General features: G+C 73.2%; 17 protein-coding genes. 6 read left to right on the top strand and 11 right to left on the bottom strand.

Annotation, left to right across the window (positions count from 1 at the left end):
• Positions 1–11 precede the first annotated feature (11 nt).
• The gene (locus AQI95_RS27085; RefSeq protein WP_067129144.1) at positions 12–827 is read right to left on the bottom strand and encodes a rhomboid-like protein; all 816 of its coding nucleotides are present in this window, start codon (positions 825–827) and stop codon (positions 12–14) included.
• 228 nt (positions 828–1,055) lie between these two features.
• On the opposite strand from AQI95_RS27085, the gene AQI95_RS27080 reads away from it, so the two are divergent.
• The 4 genes from AQI95_RS27080 to AQI95_RS27065 all read left to right on the top strand — a co-directional run bounded on the left by AQI95_RS27080 (position 1,056) and on the right by AQI95_RS27065 (position 7,815).
• Entirely contained in the window at positions 1,056–1,733 is a 678-nt protein-coding gene (locus tag AQI95_RS27080; RefSeq protein ID WP_067129141.1) for a spermidine synthase family protein, read from the top strand.
• Between the two features lie 113 nt (positions 1,734–1,846).
• Positions 1,847–2,587: a response regulator transcription factor gene (locus AQI95_RS27075; protein ID WP_031163266.1), complete on the top strand. Its 741-nt coding sequence runs from the start codon at positions 1,847–1,849 to the stop codon at positions 2,585–2,587.
• Positions 2,584–3,699, top strand: coding sequence for a HAMP domain-containing sensor histidine kinase (locus tag AQI95_RS27070; protein ID WP_067129139.1), 1,116 nt, complete (start codon positions 2,584–2,586; stop codon positions 3,697–3,699). The genes AQI95_RS27075 and AQI95_RS27070 overlap by 4 nt, the downstream gene beginning before the upstream one ends.
• A 303-nt stretch (positions 3,700–4,002) precedes the next feature.
• Positions 4,003–7,815: a multifunctional oxoglutarate decarboxylase/oxoglutarate dehydrogenase thiamine pyrophosphate-binding subunit/dihydrolipoyllysine-residue succinyltransferase subunit gene (locus AQI95_RS27065; protein WP_067129134.1), complete on the top strand. Its 3,813-nt coding sequence runs from the start codon at positions 4,003–4,005 to the stop codon at positions 7,813–7,815.
• Positions 7,816–7,969: 154 nt separating this feature from the next.
• Here AQI95_RS27065 and fxsT read toward each other — a convergent pair whose 3' ends face one another.
• The 8 genes from fxsT to AQI95_RS27025 all read right to left on the bottom strand — a co-directional run bounded on the left by fxsT (position 7,970) and on the right by AQI95_RS27025 (position 20,128).
• Complete coding sequence (gene fxsT / locus AQI95_RS27060) at positions 7,970–10,966, bottom strand: FxSxx-COOH system tetratricopeptide repeat protein (protein ID WP_067129131.1); 2,997 nt, start codon at positions 10,964–10,966, stop codon at positions 7,970–7,972.
• A gap of 77 nt (positions 10,967–11,043) precedes the next feature.
• Positions 11,044–12,321, bottom strand: a complete 1,278-nt coding sequence (locus AQI95_RS27055; protein ID WP_067129128.1) for an aKG-HExxH-type peptide beta-hydroxylase — start codon at positions 12,319–12,321, stop codon at positions 11,044–11,046.
• Positions 12,318–12,605, bottom strand: a complete 288-nt coding sequence (locus AQI95_RS46640; protein ID WP_067129124.1) for a hypothetical protein — start codon at positions 12,603–12,605, stop codon at positions 12,318–12,320. Before AQI95_RS46640 ends, AQI95_RS27055 begins: the two co-directional genes overlap by 4 nt.
• 91 nt (positions 12,606–12,696) lie before the next feature.
• Positions 12,697–15,918 carry an SAV_2336 N-terminal domain-related protein gene (locus AQI95_RS27045; RefSeq protein WP_067129121.1) on the bottom strand — a complete coding sequence of 1,074 codons (3,222 nt, stop codon included), beginning with the start codon at positions 15,916–15,918 and terminating at the stop codon, positions 12,697–12,699.
• A 7-nt stretch (positions 15,919–15,925) separates the two neighbouring features.
• A complete protein-coding gene (locus AQI95_RS27040; protein ID WP_067129118.1) occupies positions 15,926–16,942 on the bottom strand; it encodes an AAA family ATPase in 1,017 nt (338 codons plus the stop codon).
• A gap of 183 nt (positions 16,943–17,125) precedes the next feature.
• The gene (locus AQI95_RS27035) at positions 17,126–19,399 is read right to left on the bottom strand and encodes a VMAP-C domain-containing protein (protein ID WP_079071502.1); all 2,274 of its coding nucleotides are present in this window, start codon (positions 19,397–19,399) and stop codon (positions 17,126–17,128) included.
• Between the two features lie 14 nt (positions 19,400–19,413).
• Positions 19,414–19,845, bottom strand: coding sequence for a CU044_2847 family protein (locus AQI95_RS27030; RefSeq protein ID WP_244188863.1), 432 nt, complete (start codon positions 19,843–19,845; stop codon positions 19,414–19,416).
• A 103-nt stretch (positions 19,846–19,948) separates the two neighbouring features.
• A complete protein-coding gene (locus tag AQI95_RS27025) occupies positions 19,949–20,128 on the bottom strand; it encodes a DUF6104 family protein (RefSeq protein ID WP_003992906.1) in 180 nt (59 codons plus the stop codon).
• Between the two features lie 176 nt (positions 20,129–20,304).
• On the opposite strand from AQI95_RS27025, the gene AQI95_RS27020 reads away from it, so the two are divergent.
• Together AQI95_RS27020 and AQI95_RS27015 are read left to right on the top strand one after the other, a co-directional pair.
• Positions 20,305–21,192, top strand: a complete 888-nt coding sequence (locus tag AQI95_RS27020) for a DUF4097 family beta strand repeat-containing protein (RefSeq protein WP_079071495.1) — start codon at positions 20,305–20,307, stop codon at positions 21,190–21,192.
• A gap of 1 nt (position 21,193) precedes the next feature.
• On the top strand, positions 21,194–22,234 hold the full coding sequence (locus AQI95_RS27015; RefSeq protein ID WP_067129115.1) for a PadR family transcriptional regulator: 1,041 nt from the start codon (positions 21,194–21,196) through the stop codon (positions 22,232–22,234).
• A 46-nt stretch (positions 22,235–22,280) separates the two neighbouring features.
• On the opposite strand, the gene AQI95_RS27010 is transcribed toward AQI95_RS27015, so the two are convergent.
• Together AQI95_RS27010 and AQI95_RS27005 are read right to left on the bottom strand one after the other, a co-directional pair.
• The gene (locus AQI95_RS27010) at positions 22,281–22,853 is read right to left on the bottom strand and encodes a Clp protease N-terminal domain-containing protein (protein WP_067129112.1); all 573 of its coding nucleotides are present in this window, start codon (positions 22,851–22,853) and stop codon (positions 22,281–22,283) included.
• Positions 22,853–23,062 (bottom strand): helix-turn-helix domain-containing protein, encoded by a 210-nt coding sequence (locus AQI95_RS27005; RefSeq protein WP_040248424.1) that lies wholly within the window; start codon positions 23,060–23,062, stop codon positions 22,853–22,855. Before AQI95_RS27005 ends, AQI95_RS27010 begins: the two co-directional genes overlap by 1 nt.
• Between the last annotated feature and the right edge of the window lie 30 nt (positions 23,063–23,092).

Raw genomic sequence — 23,092 nt, 5'->3', positions numbered from 1 at the left:
CTGAAACGGCCTCAGGCCGCCCGGCTCCAGCGGCGCACCAGGGGCCAGCCCGACACGCCGATCGCCAGGGCGATGAGGTGGCCCCAGTTGGTCATGGGGTCCAGGAAGGCGATCAGGTCGTTCAGGAGGGCGCCCGCCGTGAGGGCGAGCAGGGGCCAGCGCAGCCAGGGGCGCAGCAGACCGGCCAGGGCGCCGATGCTGGCGGCGACGCCGAAGCTGATGCCGTAGTCGAGCCGGTGCAGCGAGGTGGCGGGGAGGTGGCCGAACAGGACGGCGAGGCCCACGGGGACCTCGGTGGCGAGGGTGGCCAGCACATGGCCCGCCAGGAAGACACAGGCGGCCCGCGCACCGCCTATGCGCCGCTCCAGCGCGGTGAGCACGAGCACGAACGCCACCGCGTACGGCGACAGGACGCCGCCCGCGATCCACAGCGCGCTCGCCAGCAGCACCAGGACGGGCGTGCGCACCAGGTGGGTCACGTCCGTGCTGGAGTCCTGGTAGAGGGCGTGCACCAGGCCGGGGTCGGCGAGCGCCGCGACCACGGAGGTGACGGCCAGCACGGCCGTGTAGACGAAGGTGAACGGAGTGCCGGCCGGGCTGGGCAGCAGCCGCCAGACGCGCGGGAACCGTACGGCCGGGCGCGCCGGGACGGGAGCGGAGGCGGGGGCGGGGACGGCGGCGGGGACCGTGGCGTGCCGCTGGCGCGGCATCCCGTCCAGCAGGTCCGCGAGCGCGGAGGCCGGGACGACGGCGGTGCCGTCGGGAAGCGGCGCGCCCGTCAGGGGCGGGGACGCGGCCACCCCAGGACCCGTCGCGATCCGTTCCACGTTGCGGCACTCCTTCCGTCGCGGCCAACCCTTCGGGTTCCGAGGGCCGCTGTCTATGACCGACGCCACGCGAGAGCCGATTCACAGCAACCTCTCACGCTCCGATCGCGTCCATGCCCCGCCCGGACCGCTGGAACGCATGCCCGAGACCGGAAGTTGTGTTCGAACCGCCATGCCGCCATCCGCAATTCCCGTGAACGACAGGGCTCGTTCAAGGAGGATGGGTGCATGACTGCCGCGTACGACTCTCCCGTGGTCCTCGACCGGCATGACGGCCCGTACGGCGAGGTGGTGCTGCGCCGGCACGGGGCGCTGCTGCAGATCATCGCCAACGGCTGCTTCCTGATGGACACCTCCGACGGCCGCTCGGAGCGACTGCTGATCGACGCCGCGTACGACGCGCTGGACGGACGGCCGCAGCCGAAGGTGCTGATCGGAGGGCTGGGCGTGGGATTCTCACTCGCACATGCCGCGGCGGACCCCAGGTGGGGGCGCATCACCGTCGTCGAACGGGAGCCGGCCGTCGTCGGCTGGCACCGGGACGGGCCGCTGGCCGAGGTGTCCGGCGGGGCGCTGGGCGATCCGCGCACCGAAGTCGTGGAGGACGATCTCATGGCGTTCGTGCATGAGACTTCCGACACGTTCGACGCGCTCTGCCTGGATATCGACAACGGCCCTGGCTGGACGGTCACGGACGACAATCACAGCCTGTACGCGCCGGCCGGACTCGCGGCCTGCACAAAGGTGTTGAGGCCCGGCGGAGTGCTCGCGGTCTGGTCCGCCGAGCCCTCTCCGGAATTTGAAGGAACCTTGCGGAATGCCGGGTTCCGGCAGGTGCGTACCGAAGAGGTGCCCGTTGCCCGGGGCGTTCCGGACGCGGTGCACCTCGCCGTAAGACCTGGATAGCGACAGCGCGGTCGATCCCCGTAATGTGCTGCCCTGACGCGGATCATTCAAGCGTCAATCGCAGACATGGGATCACCCCACGGGTTCCGGAAAGCAACAAGCAGGGGCGGGCGATGGAGCAGACACACACCTCCCAGAGCGGCGCGGCGACGACCACCCCGGGCGCACAGCGCCGGGTGCTGGTCGTCGAGGACGACCCCACGATCGTCGACGCCATCGCGGCCCGGCTGCGCGCCGAGGGATTTCTCGTGCAGACCGCGTCGGACGGCCCGGCCGCCGTCGACACGGCCGAGGCCTGGCAGCCCGACCTGCTGATCCTCGACATCATGCTGCCGGGCTTCGACGGACTGGAGGTCTGCCGGCGGGTGCAGGCACAGCGTCCGGTGCCGGTGCTGATGCTGACCGCGCGCGACGACGAGACGGACATGCTGGTCGGTCTCGGGGTCGGCGCGGACGACTACATGACCAAGCCGTTCTCGATGCGGGAGCTGGCCGCGCGGGTGCACGTGCTGCTGCGCCGGGTGGAGCGGGCGGCCCTCGCCGCCGCCACGCCGCGCTCGGGCATCCTGCGCCTCGGCGAGCTGGAGATCGACCACGCGCAGCGCCGGGTGCGGGTGAAGTCCGAGGACGTCCACCTCACGCCCACCGAGTTCGACCTGCTGGTGTGCCTGGCGAACACCCCGCGCGCGGTGCTCTCGCGCGAGCAGCTGCTGGCCGAGGTGTGGGACTGGGCGGACGCCTCCGGCACCCGTACGGTCGACAGCCACATCAAGGCGCTGCGCCGGAAGATCGGCGCCGAGCGGATCCGTACCGTGCACGGCGTCGGGTACGCGCTGGAGACGCCCACTCCATGACCGTCGACGGGCGCCAGGCCGCGCGCAGGAGCCCCGGGGAGGACCCCTGGGGCGGCGTACGCCCGTTCTCGATCAAGACCAAGCTGGGCGCGCTCGTGGTCATATCGGTGCTGATCACCACCGGACTGTCGATCGTCGCGGTGCACACCAAGACCGAGCTGCGCTTCATCACGGTCTTCTCGATGATCGCCACCCTGCTGATCACGCAGTTCGTGGCGCATTCGCTGACCATGCCGCTCGACGAGATGAACGCCGTGGCACGGTCGATCGCCCAGGGCGACTACACCCGCCGGGTGGGCGACGGCCGCCGGGACGAGCTGGGCGACCTGGCCCAGACGATCAACGTCATGGCGGACGAGCTGGAGGCCCAGGACCGCCAGCGCAAAGAGCTGGTGGCGAACGTCTCGCACGAGCTGCGCACCCCGATCGCCGGACTGCGCGCGGTGCTGGAGAACATCGTCGACGGCGTCACCCAGGCCGACCCCGAGACCATGCGGACGGCCCTGAAGCAGACCGAGCGGCTCGGCCGGCTCGTGGAGACCCTGCTGGACCTGTCCCGGCTCGACAACGGCGTCGTACCGCTGAAGATGCGCCGTTTCGAGGTGTGGCCGTATCTCTCGGGCGTGCTGAAGGAGGCCAACATGGTGGCCTCGGCGCGCGCGGGCATAGCCTCCGGCTCCGGGAGCCACACGCGCACCGACGTCCATCTGCACCTGGACGTCTCCCCTCCGGAGCTGACCGCGCACGCGGATCCCGAGCGCATCCACCAGGTCGTCGCCAATCTGATCGACAACGCGGTCAAGCACAGCCCGCCGCACGGCCGGGTGACGGTGAGGGCGCGGCGCGGGCCGCAGCCGGAGTCGCTGGCGCTGGAGGTCCTGGACGAGGGCCCCGGCATCCCGAGGTCGGAGTGGCACCGGGTGTTCGAGCGCTTCAACCGGGGCGCGGTGACCCGGCCGCACGGTCCGGGCAGCGACGGCGGTACGGGGCTCGGCCTGGCGATCGCCCGCTGGGCGGTGGATCTGCACGGCGGCCGGATCGGTGTGGCCGAATCCGAGCGGGGCTGCCGGATCATCGTCACCCTCCCGGGCCTGACTTCCGTCCCAAGTTGACGTAAAGTCCGAACCGGAGGCACAAGATCCACGGGCGTCCGCACCCTAGTCGTGCAGCTGGACACGTGTGATCAGGAGCAGGCCCGCGCGATCCGTGAAAGGACGGCGCGACGGGCCCGAGTCGGCACACCCTCCCACATGCGGAACCACGCTTGTTTCCCGCCATATCAACCCCTGAAACAAGATTTTCGATGTGACTTACGCGACGATGACCATGCTCGACCTGACCTTCCCGCCTGTGGAGGCGTAGCCTTTATTCCCGCTGTCCATCACCTTGTGAAGCGGAAGAGGGCGGTTGCCGCCGTGTCGCCACAGTCCCCCAGTAACCCGAGCGTCTCGACCGACGACCAAGCCGGGAAGAACCCCGCTGCCGCGTTCGGTCCGAACGAGTGGCTCGTCGACGAGATCTATCAGCAGTACCTCCAGGACCCGAATTCGGTAGACCGTGCCTGGTGGGACTTCTTCGCCGATTACAAGCCGGGTGCACCTGTCACCCCGGCTGCGGCGGGTACTGCGGCCGCGGGGGCCGCAGCCACCACCTCGGCGCCTCCGGCCCAGCCCGCGGCTCCCGCGGCCCCGCCGGCCGCTCCGGCCCCGCAGGCCGCCGCCGTGGCCCCGGCCGTGAAGGCCCCGGCCCCCGCGGCCCCGGCCGCCACCCCGGCCCCGGTCCCGGCCAAGCCGGCGCAGCCCGCACAGGCGCCCGCTCAGCCGAAGCCGGCCGCCGCGAAGGCCGCCGCCCCGGCTCCCGAGGGTCCGGAGCTGGTCACGCTGCGCGGCCCGGCCGCCGCGGTCGCGAAGAACATGAACGCCTCGCTGGAGCTGCCGACGGCCACCTCGGTCCGCGCGGTCCCGGTGAAGCTGCTGTTCGACAACCGCATCGTCATCAACAACCACCTCAAGCGCGCCCGCGGCGGGAAGATCTCCTTCACGCACCTGATCGGGTACGCGATGGTGCAGGCCATCAAGGCCATGCCGGCGATGAACTACGCGTTCGGCGAGAAGGACGGCAAGCCGACCCTCGTCAAGCCGGCCCACGTCAACCTCGGCCTGGCCATCGACCTGGTGAAGCCCAACGGCGACCGCCAGCTCGTCGTGGCCGCCATCAAGAAGGCCGAGACGCTGAACTTCTTCGAGTTCTGGCAGGCCTACGAGGACATCGTCCGTCGCGCCCGCGACAACAAGCTGACGATGGACGACTTCACCGGCGTCACCGCCTCCCTGACCAACCCCGGCGGCCTCGGCACCGTCCACTCCGTGCCGCGGCTGATGCCCGGCCAGTCCGTGATCATGGGCGTCGGCTCCATGGACTACCCGGCGGAGTTCCAGGGCACCAGCCAGGACACCCTGAACAAGCTCGGCATCTCGAAGGTCATGACGCTCACGTCGACCTACGACCACCGGGTGATCCAGGGCGCCGCCTCCGGCGAGTTCCTGCGCGCCGTCGCGAACCTCCTCCTCGGCGAGAACGGCTTCTACGACGACATCTTCGAGGCGCTGCGGATTCCGTACGAGCCGGTCCGCTGGCTGCGGGACATCGACGCGTCGCACGACGACGACGTCACCAAGGCCGCCCGTGTCTTCGAGCTGATCCACTCCTACCGGGTCCGCGGCCACGTCATGGCCGACACCGACCCGCTGGAGTACAAGCAGCGCAAGCACCCCGACCTGGACATCACCGAGCACGGGCTCACCCTGTGGGACCTGGAGCGCGACTTCGCGGTCGGCGGCTTCGCCGGCAAGTCGATGATGAAGCTGCGCGACATCCTCGGCGTGCTGCGCGACTCGTACTGCCGCACCACCGGCATCGAGTTCATGCACATCCAGGACCCCAAGCAGCGCAAGTGGATCCAGGACCGCGTGGAGCGCCCGCACTCCAAGATGGAGCGCGAGGAGCAGCTGCGGATCCTGCGCCGGCTGAACGCGGCGGAGGCCTTCGAGACCTTCCTGCAGACGAAGTACGTCGGCCAGAAGCGGTTCTCGCTGGAGGGCGGCGAGTCCGTCATCCCGCTGCTCGACGCGGTGATCGACTCCGCCGCCGAGTCCCGTCTGGACGAGGTCGTCATCGGCATGGCCCACCGCGGCCGCCTGAACGTCCTCGCCAACATCGTCGGCAAGTCGTACGCGCAGATCTTCCGCGAGTTCGAGGGCAACCTCGACCCGAAGTCGATGCACGGCTCCGGCGACGTGAAGTACCACCTGGGCGCCGAGGGCACCTTCACCGGCCTGGACGGCGAGCAGATCACGGTCTCGCTGGCCGCCAACCCGTCCCACCTGGAGACGGTCGACCCGGTCATCGAGGGCATCGCCCGCGCCAAGCAGGACATCATCAACAAGGGCGGCACGGACTTCACGGTCCTGCCGGTCGCGCTGCACGGCGACGCGGCCTTCGCGGGCCAGGGCGTGGTGGCCGAGACCCTGAACATGTCGCAGCTGCGCGGCTACCGCACCGGCGGCACGGTCCACATCGTCATCAACAACCAGGTCGGCTTCACCGCGGCCCCCGAGTCCTCGCGTTCCTCCATGTACGCGACGGACGTGGCCCGCATGATCGAGGCCCCGATCTTCCACGTGAACGGCGACGACCCGGAGGCCGTCGTGCGCGTGGCGCGGCTCGCCTTCGAGTTCCGCCAGGCGTTCAACAAGGACGTGGTGATCGACCTCATCTGCTACCGCCGCCGCGGTCACAACGAGTCGGACAACCCGGCCTTCACCCAGCCGCTGATGTACGACCTGATCGACAAGAAGCGCTCGGTGCGCAAGCTCTACACCGAGTCCCTGATCGGTCGCGGCGACATCACCCTGGAAGAGGCCGAGCAGGCCCTGCAGGACTACCAGGGCCAGCTGGAGAAGGTCTTCACGGAGGTCCGTGAGGCCACCTCGCAGCCGGCCGCGGCGGGCGTCGAGGAGCCGCAGGACGGCTTCCCGGTCGCGGTGCCGACCGCCGTCTCCGCGGAGGTCGTCAAGCGGATCGCCGAGTCCCAGGTCAACATCCCCGACTCCTTCCACGTGCACCCGCGTCTGCTGCCGCAGCTGCAGCGCCGGGCGGCGATGGTCGAGGACGGCACGATCGACTGGGGCATGGGCGAGACCCTCGCGGTCGGCTCCCTCCTGCTGGAGGGCACCCCGGTCCGCCTGTCCGGGCAGGACTCCCAGCGGGGCACCTTCGGCCAGCGCCACGCGGTGCTCATCGACCGTGAGACGGGCGAGGAGCGCACCCCGCTCCAGTACCTCTCCGAGGACCAGGCGCGCTACAACGTCTACAACTCCCTCCTGTCCGAGTACGCGGTCATGGGCTTCGAGTACGGGTACTCGCTGGCCCGCCCCGACGCCCTCGTGATGTGGGAGGCGCAGTTCGGCGACTTCGTCAACGGCGCGCAGACGGTGGTCGACGAGTACATCTCGGCGGCCGAGCAGAAGTGGGGCCAGATGAGCGGCGTGACGCTCCTGCTCCCCCACGGCTACGAGGGCCAGGGCCCGGACCACTCCTCGGCCCGTGTCGAGCGCTTCCTCCAGCTCTGCGCCCAGAACAACATGACGGTCGCCATGCCGACCCTCCCGTCGAACTACTTCCACCTCCTGCGGTGGCAGGTGCACAACCCGCACCACAAGCCGCTGGTGGTGTTCACCCCGAAGTCGATGCTGCGTCTCAAGGCCGCCGCGTCGAAGACGGAGGAGTTCACGTCGGGTCAGTTCCGCCCCGTCATCGGAGACGCGACGGCGGACCCGGCCGCGGTCCGCAAGGTCGTCTTCGTGGCCGGCAAGCTGTACTACGACCTGGAGGCCGAGCGCCAGAAGCGCGGCGTCACGGACACGGCGATCATCCGCATCGAGCGGCTGTACCCGCTGCCGGGTGCCGAGCTGCAGGCGGAGATCAAGAAGTACCCGAACGCCGAGAAGTACCTGTGGGCGCAGGAGGAGCCGGCGAACCAGGGTGCCTGGCCGTTCATCGCGCTCAACCTGATCGACCACCTGGACCTCGCGGTCGGCGCGGACGTCCCGCACGGTGAGCGGCTGCGGCGCATCTCGCGTCCGCACGGCTCGTCCCCTGCGGTGGGTTCGGCCAAGCGGCACCAGGCCGAGCAGGAGCAGCTGGTGCGTGAGGTCTTCGACGCGTAGGCCTCCGGCGGTTGCGCCGAACGTCTGGGCCCGGTGCCGAGTTCCTGCTCGGTACCGGGCCCTTCGCCCATTCTCAGGGGCGGTCACGGATGTACGCGACTGCGGGTGCGTCGTGGCCTGTCGCGCAGTTCCCCGCGCCCCTTTGGGGCGCGCTTCAGCCCAGGTACGCCTCGAAGTCCCAGTAGGGGCGCACCCGTTGGCGGGCGGAGATGGTGTGGGTGTGTTGGGCGCCCAGGGTGCGGGTGAGGGCGAGAAGCGCGTCCTCCTCCAGCTTCCCGGCCTCCTCCTGCTCGCGCACCGCCCGCAGATCCGCGGCGAGGGCCACCTGGCAGGACAGGGTGAGCGGATGCTCGTGGCCCAGGGTGTGCCGGGCCCGGCGCAGGGTTTCCCGGCTCAGTTCGGTGGCCTCGGTGATCCGGCCGTTGAAGTTGCGCGCGGCGGCCGTGTTGAGAGCGCAGCCGAGCACCCAGGGGTGCTCGGCGGTGAGGGTGGCGGTGAGCCCGGCCAGCGCGGCCTCCGACATGGCCAGCGCATCGGCCCGCTCGCCTGCGGCCTGCATGACGAGCGCGGTGTTGGAGAGCATGCCGGTGGCGACCGGGTGGGCGGGTCCGAGCAGGGACCGGTAGCCGGCCTCGGCCTCGTCGATCAGCTCGCGGCCCCGGCTCAGATCCCCGTGCTCGCGCAGATAGTTGCCGTAGGCGGTGAGGAACGACAGGGTGCGGTAGTGCTCCCGGCCGTGCAACCGGGCGAGTTGGTCGAGGAGGTCGGCCATCGCGCTGCTCATGTCCTGGCTGTGCCCGCCCTCGCGGCGCCGGCACAGGGCCAGCTGGACGCGGGCCTCCAGGGTCTGCGGGTGCTGTGGGCCGAGCACCTGCACATGGAGGCGGACCAGTGGTTCCTGGCGGGCCAGCGCGTCCCGGTACCGGCCGAGCAGCCGCAGGTCGTGGGCGACCGCGCTGCCCGAGTTGAGCGTGCTGATGTGCCGGGGCCGCAGTACGTTCTCGCGCCGGGTCAGGGTCTCCAGGTCCAGTTCGTACGCCTCCGTGTACCGGCCGAGCAGCCGCAGTCCGACGCCCAGGTTGTGCCGGGCGACCAGAGTCGCGGGCTCGTCGGGGCCGAGCAGGCGTTCGTTGCCCTCCAGCACCTGGCTCTGGAGGGTGTACGCCTCCTCGTAGCGGCCGAGGAAGCGCAGATCGCCGGCGACGGAGCCCTGGGTGATCAGCTCGGCGAGCCCGTCCCCCCGCTCGGCGGCCTGCACCCGCTCCAGGAAGCGGCGGTCCAGGTCGTAGGCCTCGCGGAAGCGGCCGCTGGAGCGCAGGATGTAGCTCTCCTGGTTGGTCAGGTCGAGCATGGGCTGGGCCAGCGGGTCCATCATCCGTGACCAGTGGTCTCGGATCTTCTGGGCGAGTTCCAGACCGCTGTTGTACTCGCCGCTGCGCAGGCAGTACTGCAGACAGTTCAGGACGGTGGCCTGGATGCGCGGCCGGGTGCTGCCGAGCGCGCCGGAGGGTTCCAGATGCGGCAGGAGTTCGGCGTAGCGCGGCCAGTTCCTGCTGTCCACCGGGTTGCCTGGGTCGGCCTCGGCCAGCAGGGTGCGCACCGCGTGCCGGTGGATGGCCCGGTTCTCCTCGCTGGTCAGCTTGGAGACGATGTCGTGGACGAGCCGGTGCATGTGCACGGACTCCTGGTGCGGGCCCATCTCCGCGCCGAGCGGGCCGCGGGTCTCCCGGGTGAGCACGGAGTAGTTGACGAGAGTGTCCAGGGCCCGGGTCCAGGCCGGCAGGTCGGCGGCCATCCAGCGCAGCTCCTGCGGGAGGTCCGTCTGCGGATAGGCGCGGATCAGACCGAGCGGGATACGGCCCGGCGCGAAGGAGGTGCACAGGCCGAGGACGTCGATGGCCTGGGGCTGGGAGCGGCGCAGCCGGTTGAGCAGTATCGACCAGGAGGTCATGGAGGACTGCGGGAAGCCCTCGCCGGTGGCGGGCTCGTCGACGGTGGACAGCCGGCGCTCTCGCACCATCCGTAGATACTCGGGCACCTCCATGCGGGACTCGCCGAGCCAGGAGGCGGCCTGCACCAGGGGCAGCGGTACGTCGCCGAACTCGGCGGCCACCTCGTCCGCCTCGGCCGAGGTGATGTGCGGGGCGCGGCGCAGGAGGTAGCCGGTCGACTCGGCGCGCAGGAACGCCGGCACCTCCAGGACGTCGGTGTACTCGGTCCAGGCCCGGTTGCGGGAGGTGACGAGGACATGGCCGGAGCCCTGTGGCAGGAGTGCGTTGATGCCCTCGGAGTCGTCCCAGCCGTCGAAGATGAGCAGCCAGTTGGTGTACGGCTCGCCGCGGCGCAGCGCGTCCCGGACGGCCCGGATGCGCTCGCCCGGCTCGCTGCCGATGGGCAGGCCGAGTTCGACGGCGAGTTCGCCGAAGCGGTCGCGCTGGATGTTGCGGTCGTCGGAGTTGACCCACCACACGAGGTCGTAGTCGGTGCTGAAGCGGTGCGCGAACTCGGCGGCCAGCTGGGTCTTGCCGATGCCGGACATGCCCAGCAGGGTGCAGGCGGAGGCGCCGCGTTCGGCGTCGGACAGCCGCTGGTGGATCTCGTTGAGCAGGTCGTCGCGGCCGGTGAAGCGCGGGTTGCGGCGTGGCACCTCGCCCCAGATCTCGCAGCGGGTCTCCGGGTAGCGGACCCGGTCGGGGAAGGTGCGCGGGGTGCGTGCGCGGTCCAGGCCGAGGCGGCTGAGCAGGCGTTCCTCGGCGGCTTCCGCGCTGAGCGCCCAGAGGCTGGCCGGTTCGAGGACGGCCGTGGCGGGCAGCAGCGGGCGGTTGGTGAGGTTGACGGCGGCGAACCGGTCGGCGTGGTGGGCGACGAAGCCGCGCAGGGCGTCGTTCCACTCGCCGGCGGGGCGCGGTCCGAGTTCGAAGAACCAGTCGTTGAGCACCAGCAGCACCGTGCCGCTGGAGAGCAGCAGGTCGCCGAGCGAGTCCTCGAGCGGCACCTCGCGCGGCGGGTCCCAGCGTTGCAGGGTGGCCCGGTGTCCGTGGCGTTCCAGCGTCTGCGCGATCCAGGCCGCCCATGAGCGGTGGTAGCCCGGGAAGACCACCAGGAAGTGCTGGGCCGTACCGTCCGTCTCCGACCGCCGCTGTTCCACCATCGCCCCGCTCCTGTTCCCGTGCCCGACCTCCGGACGAGCGCCCGCACAACCTAGCGCAACACACCATGTACGAGCCGTCACCCCGGACTTCGGGCCGCCACGCCGAGACTCACGTGGTGCCGTTCCATCGCATGGACCAACTCCCGTCCGGCAACGGTCAGTTCATCGGATTCTCGGAGGATGGACAAGGCTTCGCCCACGTGATCCCAGCGGGTGTCGAACTGGCGCTCGGCGCGGTCCCGCCAGCCGTACGCCACGACGGGTCCGCGACCGGCCCGCCGCCACAGATCGGCGAGCGCGAGATGGGCGTAGACACCCTGCAGCACTCCGGGGACGGGCCGCGGGTCGGGGCGCCAGCCCACCCGGTACCGGGCGCCCCCCGGCCGGTACAGCGGGAGCAGTTCGTGCAGGGTGGCCAGCTTGGTGTGCTGGGTCTCGTGGACGAGGGTCTCGGCCAGGTCGCCCGGGTCCTGCGGGAGCTGGCTGAGCAGTGCGCCGGGGGCGGCTCGCAGCGTGGCGCTCATCGGCGGTCCGCCGGGCCGCCCGGACGGCGCCAGCGGTACCACCGCGCGCAGCACCGCGCCGGTCTCCGCGGCCCGGGGCGGATCGGTCGCCGACAGCAGCGCCCGTGCCGCGCGCCACCGCGCGGCCCACTCCCGCGGGGCGGAGTGCGGGCGTTCGCCGGCGGGCAGCGCCTCGGGGCCTATCCCGGGCGCGGGCACCCGGTAGGGGTCGAGGTCGTCGAGGAGTACGGCGCTGCCGGGCAGCTCGCGCAGAGCGAGCCAGCCGGTGCCGTCGGGTACCGGCCTGCGACCGCCGGGGCCGGGGCGGGCGAGCAGCACCTCGGCGGCACCGGCGGAGTCGGCGATGCGCAGGGCTCCGGGCCGGCCGCCGAGCAGCACGCGTCCGGACGGGCAGCACAGCGCGCCGAGCCCGGGGAGCACCAGGCGGCCCGAGGGCACCGCGCGTTCGCCGTCGACCGGGCAACCCGCGAGCACGGCGGCGGCCAGGGCGAGCCCGGTGAGATACGGCAGTTGCTCCGCCAGGGCGGGGCCCTCGTCGGCGGCGAGGGCCGCGCCGAGCCAGCCGCCGGTCATGGGGTAGTCGAGCAGGGCGCGGACCGCCGCGGGGTCGGCCCGTTCCGCCCGCTCCAGCAGCGCCCAGTCGGCCTCGAAGCGGGCCCGGACGGCGGTGTCGAGCGAGGCTCCGGAGCGCTCGACCCGGACCAGGACCGCCTTCAGGAGCAGCATGCGACGCGCGTGGAGTGCGGCACGCAGTGCCGCGGTGCCTGCGGGCGCGGGGCGGGTGGTCGCGAGTTCCCCGATGATCTCGGCGGACCCGGGCGCCAGGGTCATCCCCGGTCGTCCTCACCAGGGGGCGGCGCCTCCACTCCGGCCAAAAACGTACGGTCGCCGGGCGCGGTCACGGCTCTGTCGCCGCCCCCGGGCAGTTCGTCGCCGACGTACCAGACCTCGTCGAACTCCCGGGACCGGCGCAGGACGTCACCCACCACCGTCAGCAGCACGGGGTCGTCCATGGCACGCAATGTCCGCAGGTCGACGTCGGTGAGGTCGGGCAGGAGCGCGGTCGTTCCGCGGTCCTCACCGGGACCGGCCGCTCCTTTCCTCTGCTCCGCCACCCTCGGCTCCTCCCTGCCGGTACCCGCCCCGCACGGCCACAGCGGCTGCCCAGTTCTTCCCGAGGGGAGGGAGCCAGAAACACCGACTCGATCAACTCCGGTCACGATCGGACCAGTTCGACCACTCCTCGGTCCAGGGGTACCACGGTGGCGCCAGCCGCCCCCACTCCGCCTCCGGCATCCCCCGTGCCTCATCCCACCCAGCCCCCTCCGAGCCGAGACGCGTCTCCGCCTCCCTGGTCGCCTCGACGTCCGCCCAGTCCACCTCGCGCAGCGCGGCGGCCAGTCGCTGCCACTGCTCCCGGGCCGCGCGGTAGGCGCCGTGCGCGGACGCCGTCCGCCCCATCAGGGCCAGCACCGTGGCGCTGCCGTGCCAGGCCCGGGCGGCGGTCACCGAGCCGGGATCGGCGCCGTGGGCCGCCCTCGCCTCGCGGCCCGCGTTCTCGTACGCCTGCAGGGCGTCCACCAGCATCGGCGCACCGGCGCGGTACCAGCCCTCCAGCCGCACCCGGCCCAGCTGCAGCCACACCTCCGCGCGTACGGCCGCGTCGGCGGCGGCGCGCAGGGCCTGGCCGAGCAGATGGCGGCTCTCGAACAGATCGGGCAGGAAGCCGAGGTGGCGGAACCGCTGGGCGAGCGCGCTGCCGACCAGCCCCTGCAGCCGACCGCGCCGGCCCGAGCGGGCCGGCAGCACCTTCAGCGCCTCGCGCAGCACGTACTCGGCGCGGTCCACGATCCCCGCGCCGCCTGGCGCCGCGGCCCGGCGCAGCAGCGACTCGCCCCAGGCGGTGAGCAGCCGGCACCGCAGGGCACTGTCGGCGGGGGCGAGCAGCACGGCCCGCTCGTAGGCCGCGTCGGCCCGGCGGCTCTGCCCGGTCTCGTCGTGGAAGGCGGCCAGCTGGGCCAGTGCGGGCAGCAGCAGGGCGGGATCGTCCCCGGCGGCCCGCTCGGCCCGCTCCAGCGCCCGGTGCGTCTCGGCGTCCTCGGCCCCGGCGGCCCGCAGCGCCCGCGCCAGATCGAGCAGGGCCGGCGCCCGTACGGCGTCGGTGGCCGCTTCGAGGTCCAACAGGTCGCAGCCTTCCTCGAGTTCGGGCACGGCGGCTCCGGCGTGCCGCAGCTCCAGCAGAATCCGGCCACGCAGCAGCAGCCGGGCCCGATGGGCACCGACGGCCCAGGGCGTCTCCGCGGTGTCCGGGGCGTCGCCGGGCCGCTGCCGCCCCCGGGCCCACGCACGGGCCGTGTCCGCCACGGCCCGCCAGGGGGCGTGGTCGGGTTCGAGCGCCTCCAGCGCGGCCGCGAGATGACCGGCCTCGGTCGAGAGCTGCCACAACTCCCTTTGGCAGGCGGCGAGTTCAAGGGCGGCTTCGGCGCGCTCCCGGCCGTCGGCGGCTGCCGCCCCATGGGCGGCGGCGAGTTCGGTGACGGCCTCGCGCAACAGCCCCTCGCGCCGCCCCTCCCCCCGAACGGCTGCCGTGCCCGCTTCGGCGCGCAGCACCCGGCCGAGCAGCAGCCGGGCCCGTACGACGCTCCCCGGCGCGGCGTCGGAGTCGGTGGCCGCGGCGCGGGCGAGGTCGCGGGCCCGCCGCAGCACCTCGGGGTCGCCGTGGCGCCGCCACTCCTCGAACAGCCGGTCGCCCTCGGCGAGCGGATCGCGGGCCGGGTTCTCGGGCTGGTAGAAGCGCAGCACGCGGGCGGGGACCCGGGCGAACAGCTCGGCCTCGACGCTCCCGCCCTCCTCCTGCGCCCCGGCACCCTCGGGCAGCGGCCCCGTGCCGCCGTCCGGGTCACGGTCGGTGAGCCGGGCGGCGGCGAGCGCGGCGAAGTTCCGGGTGCCCCGGCCGAAGTGCCGCTCCACATAGGCCGAGCAGTGCTTGAGGACGAGTCCGGCGGTGTCCTGGTCGAGGGAGGCGAGCAGCAGGTCCTGCACCCGGCCCGGATAGGCGAAGCAGGGCTGGTCGGCGGTGCCCGGGAGCTGGGTCAGCAGCCCGCCGAGCAGGACCTCGGCCAGCTCCATGGGCCCGGTGTCGGGCAGCATCGCCCGCTGCACCAGCTGCATCACGGGCAGCGTGAGCGGGGCCGCGGCGAGGTAGACCGCGAGGCGCAGCGCACCCGGTGAGGCCCCGGCGCGGAAGGCGCGCACCAGATCGTCGTCGCCGGGCCGGGCGGCGGCGTCCGACGCGGACGACGCGGCCGTACCGGGGCCGGTGAGCGCGGCCCAGGCGCGCTCGCTGGTGGGCCCGGTCCCGGCGAGCAGCCGGGCGAAGGCGCCGAAGGCGTCCGGGGTGGGCTGCAGGACCGGCACCGGCCGGGCGTCGGCGGCGGGCTCCTCCCAGGGCTCGTCGTCGGGGACGAAGGCCAGGCGCCCGCCGGTCTCGGCGCCGCGCGCCAGCCGTCCGGGTTCGGCGGGCAGCGCGGTACGGCCCCACAGGCGCGGCGGCAGCGGCTGGACGACGGCGAGCGGGGCACCTCGCGGCCATCCGTGCAGCAGCCGCTGGGCGCTGCCGTTCTGCCAGAGCGGGCCCACGCAGTCGCTGATGACGAAGGTGACCCGGCGACCGCTGGGGTCGTGCAGCTCCTCGGCGGGGCGCAGCCGGGTGTGCCGACCGGGACCGGCGGTCGTACCGACGAGCGGGACGCCGTCGTCGCCGGCGTACAGGTGGTGGACGCGGACGGAGGCGAACGCGCCGGACTGCTGGCAGGCCTGGCGCAGTTCCTCCACCATCTGCCCCCAGACGGCCATCGCGGGCCCGGTGTCCATCAGCAGCTGGACGTCGCAGCGCCGACGGCGGCCGGGCCGGGTGACGGGGAGCAGGATGCCGCTGGCGGCGGCGCGGTCGGCGGTGGCCTCCTCGTCGATCCGCTCGTCCCGGCCGCGGGGCGCGGCAGTGCGGTAGCGGCCGAGGGCGCGCAGCGCCTTCTCCAGGCCGAGCAGTCCGGGCAGCGCCCCGGCGGCGGGCGCGCGGACGGGGAACGCGGCGGGGGCGCCCTCGGCTTGCGGGCGTAAGGGGCCGGGGCCCGGCGTGCGCGTGTGCAGCGGGACGGGGGCGGTGGCGGTCTCCGGGCGCGGCGGGCCCGTGCCGCTCGAAGCGGGCGGCGGGGCGGGAGGGGCCTGTGCCGGCTGAGGCCCGGACGAGCCGGCCTCGGGCGGACGGGCGGGCGCGGCTGGCGCCGCGGGCGGCTCCGCGGCGTCGCGCGCCGGGCCCGCGTCGAGCCGCCGGGCCAGCCAGAGCGCGTCCGCCACGTCCTCGGCCGTGAGGTCGAGCCCGCCCTGGCGCAGCTTGCCGATCAGCTCGTCCAGACCCATGCCGGGCATCCGGCCATCACCTCGTACGGTCGAGCGGCTGCATGAGCATCTCGGCGATGCGCTCCCGGGTGAGGCTCTGCGCGCGCGGGTCGTGCCGGGTGAGGAAGAGGGCGTTGAGCAGCTGGTCCGCGGCGAGCACCTCGCCCGGTTCGCGGGCCAGGAAGCGGCGGATCAGATCGGTGCCCGCGGCGACGCCCTCCGGGCCCAGATGCGCCTCGACCATGGCGGTGAGCTGCTCCTCGCCGGGCGCCTCCAGCTCCAGCTGGATGCAGCGCCGCAACAGCGGGGCGGGGAAGTCGCGTTCGCCGTTGGAGGTCAGGACGATCACCGGGAAGGCGGTGCAGGCGATGCGTCCGCTGCGCACGGCCACCCGCTCGCCGTCGTCGGTGAGCACCTCGACGACGGGCTCGCGCTCGGCCAGCCGCTCCAGCTCGGGAATCGAGAACTCGCCCTCCTCCAGCGTGTTCAGCAGGTCGTTGGGCAGGTCGAGATCGCTCTTGTCGAGTTCGTCGATCAGCAGCACGCGCGGCTCGTCGGCGGGCAGCAGCGCGGTGCCGAGCGGTCCGAGCCGGATGTACGAACCGATCCCGGAGGCGCTCGCCGCGGCCTCCGCCTCGCCCCGGGCGCGCTCCAGCTGGACGTCCTGGAGGCGGCCTATCGCGTCGTAGCGGTGCAGGCCGTCCTGCAGCGTCGTACGGCTGACGATCGGCCAGCGCAGCACTCGGCCGAGGCCCAGCTCATGGGCGATCGCATAGGCCAGGGTCGACTTCCCGGTGCCCGGGTTGCCGGTCACCAGCAGCGGCCGGCGCAGATAGAGGGCCGCGTTGACGGCGTCGACCTCGGCGGGCCGGGGCGCGTAGCTCTCGACCAGCCGACGGCGCACCCCGAGCCGGCGGGCGCTGCTCGGGTCCTCGGGGCCGGACTCCCCGTTCTCCCGGGACGCCGCGAAGTCGCGCCAGGGCGGCGGCGCCGGCAACCGCCGTACGCCGTCGTGCGGCTGACCCACTCCGCGGTAGATCCGCCAGTCGTTCACCTTGGGCTCCTCCCGGCTCTGGTGATCATGCAGCGGGTCCCGGTCCGGCCTACGAGGCTACCGCCAGCGGGCCGTACCTGCCGAGCTTCAGGCCGACCGGCGTTCACTTCCGGCCGTGCGAACACCCTTGTCGATCAAGGGAGTTGACGGGACGTCCGGAGGCGGGCCGGCCCGGACGGCGGGTCAGGCGCCGGGCGCGGCCGGCGGTGGCCGCATCGCCTCCGCGCCGAGCGGCGGCCGGTCCGGCGGGTCGAACAGTACGGCGATCTTCCCGCGCAGCCCTTGAGCGCGGGCGGTGTCCGGGTCGGCGAGGCGGATCCGCAGATCGCGCACCGGACCGTGCAGCCCCCACGCGTGCCCGGCAGCCGCCAGCAGATCCGCGGCCTGCCGGTGGAAGGCCCCGCACTCCTCGTGCTCGTGCCCGTCCCGGCGCCACAGCACCACCGAGTGCCCGGCCCGCAACGCGTCGTTCATCGCGGCCAGCCCCTCTCCGCTGCCGACCGGCCCGCAGTAGACCGGTACACATGCCTCGCCCATCGCGGACAGGGCGCCGTAGTACGGAAAGCGGCCACCCGGGCGGGCACCGGGCGGATGCCCCTCGGCCACCGGCCGCCCGTGCAGCGTCCCGTTCGCCAGCGGCCCGCACTGCACGCCCTTCCAGCGCCGACGCCACTCCGGGGAGGGCTCCCGGCCGTTGCGCGGCCCGAACCGGACCACGACGGTCCGGCGCATGCCGAGCGGCATGGCCCGCTCGTCCGCGAAGTCGTCCTCGTCCTCGTCGTCCGCGCCCCCCTGCTCACCGGGTCCGCCGCCGGGGCGCTCGGGCAGCAACTGCCATTCGTCCACGGGCAGATCGAACAGCCTGCGGGGCAGGAACACCTCGATCGCGGCCAGATGCTCCCCGTGGTCGCCCTGGCTCAGCGCCAGGGCCAGCGGCTCGCGCAGCACCCGCACCAGCTCGTCGGCGCGCGCACCCAGGTCGTCGGCGGCGACCGGGGTGATGTCCCGGCCGCCGTAGATCAGCTGCACGCTCCAGGGGTAGCGGCCGTCGTACATCTGCGAGCCGACCTTGACGAGGACGTCCGTACCGGCGCCGGGAGCCCCGGTGGCCGACGCGGCGGGCCCTGGCACGGACGCGCCGCCCGCACCGCCGTCGCCGCCCCGGCCCTCGGCATCGGGCCCGGCCTCGGCGCGGTCGACACCCTCGACCAGCGCGCGGATCGCCCCGCCGACGGCCCAGTGCCGGTGCCCCGCGGCCTGCCCGGAGATCCAGGCGGTGAACGCGGCCAGCCGGGCCGGATCCACCTCGTCCGGATGCTCCCGCGCGCTCCTGCGGACCACTTCCGCCGCGTAGAGCAGGACGGCGTCCAGATCGACCAGCGTCCCGCCGCCGCCCGGCTGCAGCGTGCGCAGCCCGCACAGCAGCCCGGCGCCCTCGCGCCAGGTCCGCGCCGTGCGCAGCACCAGCGACACCAGGCGCTCGCCGCGCACCTGCGCCTTCACGTCCTCCACGAGATGCCCGACCTCGCCCGCGCCGCGCGGCGGCGGCAGCTGCGCGAGGTGACCGTACAGCCGGGTGCGCAGTGCCACGTCGATCCCGGACACCGAGGGCGCGTAGCCGGGCAGTTCGGCCTGGTAGGTGGTCCAGTCGGGGGACGACGGGGAGGGGGCCGCAGAAGGAGCCGAGGACGGCGCCGGGCGGGGGGCGGGAGAGGCGGCGGAGGACGGGGCGGGTGGGGCTGCGGAGGACGCCGGGTCGGGTGACGAGGCGTCGTCGAGCCTGCGCAGATGATGCAGATCGTGCGCGCGCAGCACCTCGCGCACCGTCTCGCCGCCGCCTTGCAGGTCGAGCAGTTCGTACAGCGCGGTGACCGGGGCGGCGACGCCGTCCTGCGCGCCCCGGCCCTTGATCACGCCGATGACACAGCCGTGCCGCAGATCGAGCACCGGGCCGCCGGACAGTCCGCCGACCGGCAGGTTCCCGGCGAGCAGCAGGGCCTGCGCGTCGGCGCCGGCGAGTTCGCCCTCGCCGTACCGGATGCCCAGCTCGCCGGTCTGCACGGACCAGCCGAAGAGCCCGACCCGGGTGCGGGGGCCCGCTTCGCGGTCGGCGAGCCACAGACAGGGCACGTCGTCGGCGCCGGCGACGCGGACGAGCGCGAGATCGGGGAACGGCCAGCGGCTCGGCACCGTCCGCGCGGCCTCGGGGCGGGGCGCGAGAAGCCGGGCCGTGCCGGAACCGGTGCGTTCCGCCCAGCCGCCGGGGACGGGCTCCAGCCAGGTCACGGTCATGGCGCGCTCCCCTCGGCACACCGCGGCGCCGCCCGTCCCCACGACGTGGGCACAGGTCAACAGCCAGCCCGGGGCTATGAAGAAGCCCGATCCCCAGTACGGGTCACGGTCCGTTGCATACCCGTCACCCGGTGCGCCGATGCGTGCGACCGAGGGGCGCACCATCTCGACGACGTCGCTCATACGGCGCCGGAGGCCGGGGAACGCGGCGGTACGACCCCGGCGCCGGTCGCCGCGGGATCCGCGCCGCCGACCGCTGCGGCCGGTTCGGTCCAGGTCAGGGACACGGTGAGGGAGGACTTGCCGCCGCCCTCGGCAATGGCGCTCACGATCTTTCCGGCCTGCGCCGTCAGTTCGATTCCGAAGCTGACGGAGACCTCGACGGGGGCCGGTGCGTCCAGACCGGCGCGCAGGGAGCGCACGACTCCGCCGACCGCGCCGGCCAGCCCGCCGGCCATGTCGATGATCCGGCCACCGAGTCCGGTGTCCTCGTACCCCTCGTCGTACCCCGCGCCGTACCCCCCGCCCCACGCCTCCTCGTCGCCCGCACCGACCCTGGCCCAGACGACGGTCCCGTCGTCCAGCCGAATCCGCTCGACTCCGCCAGCCATGACGCCCCCGTTCGCCGATGGGAGGAGAAGGCTAACTCCCGAGGAAGGGGAGGGGGAGGGGCAACGGGCGATACGGCTGGGAACCGGAGGGTGCGGCCGGGAACTACTCGTCGTCCTCGTCGTCGAGCCGGGCGAGCCACGTGGCCAGCCGCTCCACGGGCACCTCGAAGTCGGGGTTGAGATCCACGAACGTGCGCAGCTGCTCGGCGAGCCACTCGAAGGTGACCTCTTCCTCGCCGCGCCGCTTCTCCAACTCCTCGATACCGCGGTCGGTGAAGTACATGGGGTTCGTCTCCTGCGTGAGCATTCATGCCGGTGGTGGCTTTGTGGACAGCCTATGCAACGCTCGGGGCCGCTCCCCCGAATGGGCACCTTGACTTCCGACAGCCACGATATATCGTGTTTCTCAGCAGACGCGATATGGCGTGTCGCGGCCGTGCCTGCCCGAGGAGGTCCCCCATGCCCGAGTGGTCCATCACCGAACCCCGGAAGCTGACGTTCGACGCCCCCGTGACCGACCTCCACGTCCGCATCGTCAGCGGAACGGTCAACGTCGTGGGCACCGAAGAAGGTTCCGCCCGCCTGCACGTCTCCGAGGTCGAGGGCCCGCCCCTCCTCGTCTCCCACCAGGGCGGCACCCTCACGGTGGCCTACGAGGACCTGCCCTGGAAGGGCTTCCTCAAATGGCTCGACCGCAAGGGCTGGCGGCGCGGCGCCGTCGTCTCCCTCGCGGTCCCCGCCGGCACGCGCGTGGAGGTGGGCGTGGTCGACGCCGCCGCGGTCGTCTCCGGCATCCGGGGCCCCGCCGTGGTCAAGGGAGTGACCGGCGACACGACCCTGGTCGGCGTCTCGGGCCCGGTCCAGGCGGACACCGTGTCCGGGAATCTGGAGGCCCAGGCGGTCACCGGCGATCTTCGGTTCAAGTCGGTCTCGGGGGACCTCACGGTCGTCGAGGGCTCCGGCCGCTCCGTCCGGGCGGACTCGGTCAGCGGCTCCATGATCGTCGACCTGGACCCGGACGGCCCCACGGAGGTCAGACTCACGAGCGTCTCCGGCGAGATCGCCATCCGTCTGCCGCACCCGGCAGACGCCGAGGTGGAGGCGAACACCGCGAGCGGCACGATCTCCAACGCCTTCGACGGACTGCGGGTGCACGGCCAATGGGGCGCCCACAAGATCACCGGCCGGCTCGGCGCGGGCACGGGCAGCCTCCGGGCCACCACGGTCTCCGGCTCGATCGCCCTGCTGCGCCGCCCGTCGGACGAGGACGACGCCGACCGTACGATCGACAGGGCCGACCGTAGGACCGACGAGGCCGACGGCACGACCGACAAGAAGGTGCTCTGACATGCCCCCCGTCTTCGCCCACGGCCGCCTCCGGCTGTACCTGCTCAAGTTGCTCGACGAGGCCCCGCGCCACGGCTACGAGGTGATCAGGCTTCTCGAAGAGCGCTTCCAGGGGCTGTACGCCCCCTCGGCGGGCACGGTCTACCCCCGTCTGGCCAAGCTGGAGGCGGAGGGCCTGGTCACGCACACCACGGAGGGCGGCCGCAAGGTGTACGCCATCACGGACGCGGGACGGGCCGAACTGGCGGACCGCAGCGGCGAGTTGGCCGACCTGGAGCTGGAGATCCGCGAGTCCGTCGCGGAACTGGCCGCCGAGATCAGGGCCGACGTGCGGGGCGCGGCGGGCGATCTGCGCCGGGAGATGCGCGAGGCGGCGTCCGAGGCCCGCCGGAGCGCCGGGACGGGCGCACCGGGCCCCTCCGGGGAGTTCGGCGACCTCACCGACAAGGAGTCCTGGCGGGCCGCCAAGGAGGAGATGCGCCGGGTCAAGCAGGAGTGGAAGGAGCAGGCCCGCCGCGCCAAGGACGAGAGCCGCCGGGCCCGCGAGGAGGCCCAGCGGGCCCGCCACCAGGCCCAGGAGGCACAGGCGCGGGCGCGGGCGCAGGCCCAGGAGGAGATGCAGCGCATCGCCCGCCAGGTCCAGGACCGCGTCCAGGACCACTTCACGCACGGCGACTGGCCGACGGGCGTGCGCGAGGGCCTGTCCGAACTGGCCAGGGAACTGGGCGACTTCGGCAAGAGCTGGAACTCCGCCCGCACCTCCGAGCAGCCGGCCCCCAAGCCCGCCACCCCCTCCTCGGCACCGCACTACGCCCCGCCCGCGGAGGACTTCCCCGTCGAATACGAACCCTCCTGGGCGCACGAGGACTTCACCGGCGACCCGCCCCGCGACCTGGACCGCCTCCTCGACCGCTTCCGGGACGACATCCGCGACGCGGCCCGCGACCACGGCGTCACCCCGACCCAACTCCGCGACGCCCGCGACCACCTGTCCACAGCAGCAGCCCACATCGGCGCGCTCCTGCGCTCCCCGAGGACCTGACAGAGGCCCGGGGCGGCGGGGTGGTGCCGAGCCGGCCGTTCCGTTCTCAGCCGGCCTTCGCCGCCTCGCCCCCGTCGCCGTACAGCACCCGCGTCACCGTCCCGTACGTCACCCCGTGGTCGGCGAGCACCTCGGCCGCCACGCCCGGCAGGGCGGTGAGCGCCAGCAGCAGGTGCTCGTCGCCGATGTGGCGGTCGCGGTGGGCGAGAGCGATCCGCAGGGCCTTCTCCAGCACGTCCTTCGCACCCTGACCGAAGCTCACCCGGCGCCCCGACCACCGGCCCGCGTCCTTCCGGTCGCCGGCCATCGCCCCGACCCCGTGCACCTCCTCCACGCGCGCCACGATCTCCGACACGTCGATCCCCAGCCCCGCCAGCGCGTCCGACTCGGCCCGGGTGAGCCCGGCATGCCGCCGCGCCCGGGACAAGGCCTCCCGCACCGGCTCCCGGCGCTCCGCGAGCCCGAGCGCGGCCAGGGCGAAGGAGGCGCGGCTGCCCTCGCGTTCCAGCAGGGCGAGCAGCAGATGCTCGGCGTCGACGGTCCGGGTCCCGGCGCGCCGGGAGTCCGCGACCGCGCCTTGCACGACCTCGCGCGCGTCCTTGGTGAAGCGTTCGAACATCACTGCCTCCCGTACTTCTTGTGCACGGCCTGTCTGCTGACACCCAACTCCGCGGCGATCTCCTGCCACGACCAGCCCTGATTGCGCGCACTGCGCACCTGTACCGCCTCCAGCTGCTCCAGCAGCCTGCGCAGCGCGGCCACGGCCCGCAGCCCGATGCGCGGATCACGGTCGCCGGCGCGCTCGGCGAGATCGGTTGCCTCGGTCATGATGTCAACCTACGTTGACACCAGCACTCC

The organism is Streptomyces yokosukanensis, from assembly GCF_001514035.1.
Classification (GTDB): Bacteria; Actinomycetota; Actinomycetes; order Streptomycetales; family Streptomycetaceae; genus Streptomyces; species Streptomyces yokosukanensis.
This window is presented reverse-complemented; position numbering and strand designations above follow the sequence as displayed.

Excerpts from the sequence above, each read along its gene's own strand:
- AQI95_RS27025 (WP_003992906.1), bottom strand. The coding sequence starts at position 20,128 with ATGTACTTCACCGACCGCGGTATCGAGGAGTTGGAGAAGCGGCGCGGC.
- AQI95_RS27045 (WP_067129121.1), bottom strand. The coding sequence starts at position 15,918 with ATGCCCGGCATGGGTCTGGACGAGCTGATCGGCAAGCTGCGCCAGGGC.
- AQI95_RS27035 (WP_079071502.1), bottom strand. The coding sequence starts at position 19,399 with ATGGTGCGCCCCTCGGTCGCACGCATCGGCGCACCGGGTGACGGGTAT.
- AQI95_RS27020 (WP_079071495.1), top strand. The coding sequence starts at position 20,305 with ATGCCCGAGTGGTCCATCACCGAACCCCGGAAGCTGACGTTCGACGCC.
- AQI95_RS27070 (WP_067129139.1), top strand. The coding sequence starts at position 2,584 with ATGACCGTCGACGGGCGCCAGGCCGCGCGCAGGAGCCCCGGGGAGGAC.
- AQI95_RS27080 (WP_067129141.1), top strand. The coding sequence starts at position 1,056 with ATGACTGCCGCGTACGACTCTCCCGTGGTCCTCGACCGGCATGACGGC.
- AQI95_RS27005 (WP_040248424.1), bottom strand. The coding sequence starts at position 23,062 with ATGACCGAGGCAACCGATCTCGCCGAGCGCGCCGGCGACCGTGATCCG.
- AQI95_RS27055 (WP_067129128.1), bottom strand. The coding sequence starts at position 12,321 with ATGACCCTGGCGCCCGGGTCCGCCGAGATCATCGGGGAACTCGCGACC.
- fxsT (WP_067129131.1), bottom strand. The coding sequence starts at position 10,966 with ATGGTGGAACAGCGGCGGTCGGAGACGGACGGTACGGCCCAGCACTTC.
- AQI95_RS27010 (WP_067129112.1), bottom strand. The coding sequence starts at position 22,853 with ATGTTCGAACGCTTCACCAAGGACGCGCGCGAGGTCGTGCAAGGCGCG.
- AQI95_RS27015 (WP_067129115.1), top strand. The coding sequence starts at position 21,194 with ATGCCCCCCGTCTTCGCCCACGGCCGCCTCCGGCTGTACCTGCTCAAG.
- AQI95_RS27030 (WP_244188863.1), bottom strand. The coding sequence starts at position 19,845 with ATGGCTGGCGGAGTCGAGCGGATTCGGCTGGACGACGGGACCGTCGTC.
- AQI95_RS27075 (WP_031163266.1), top strand. The coding sequence starts at position 1,847 with ATGGAGCAGACACACACCTCCCAGAGCGGCGCGGCGACGACCACCCCG.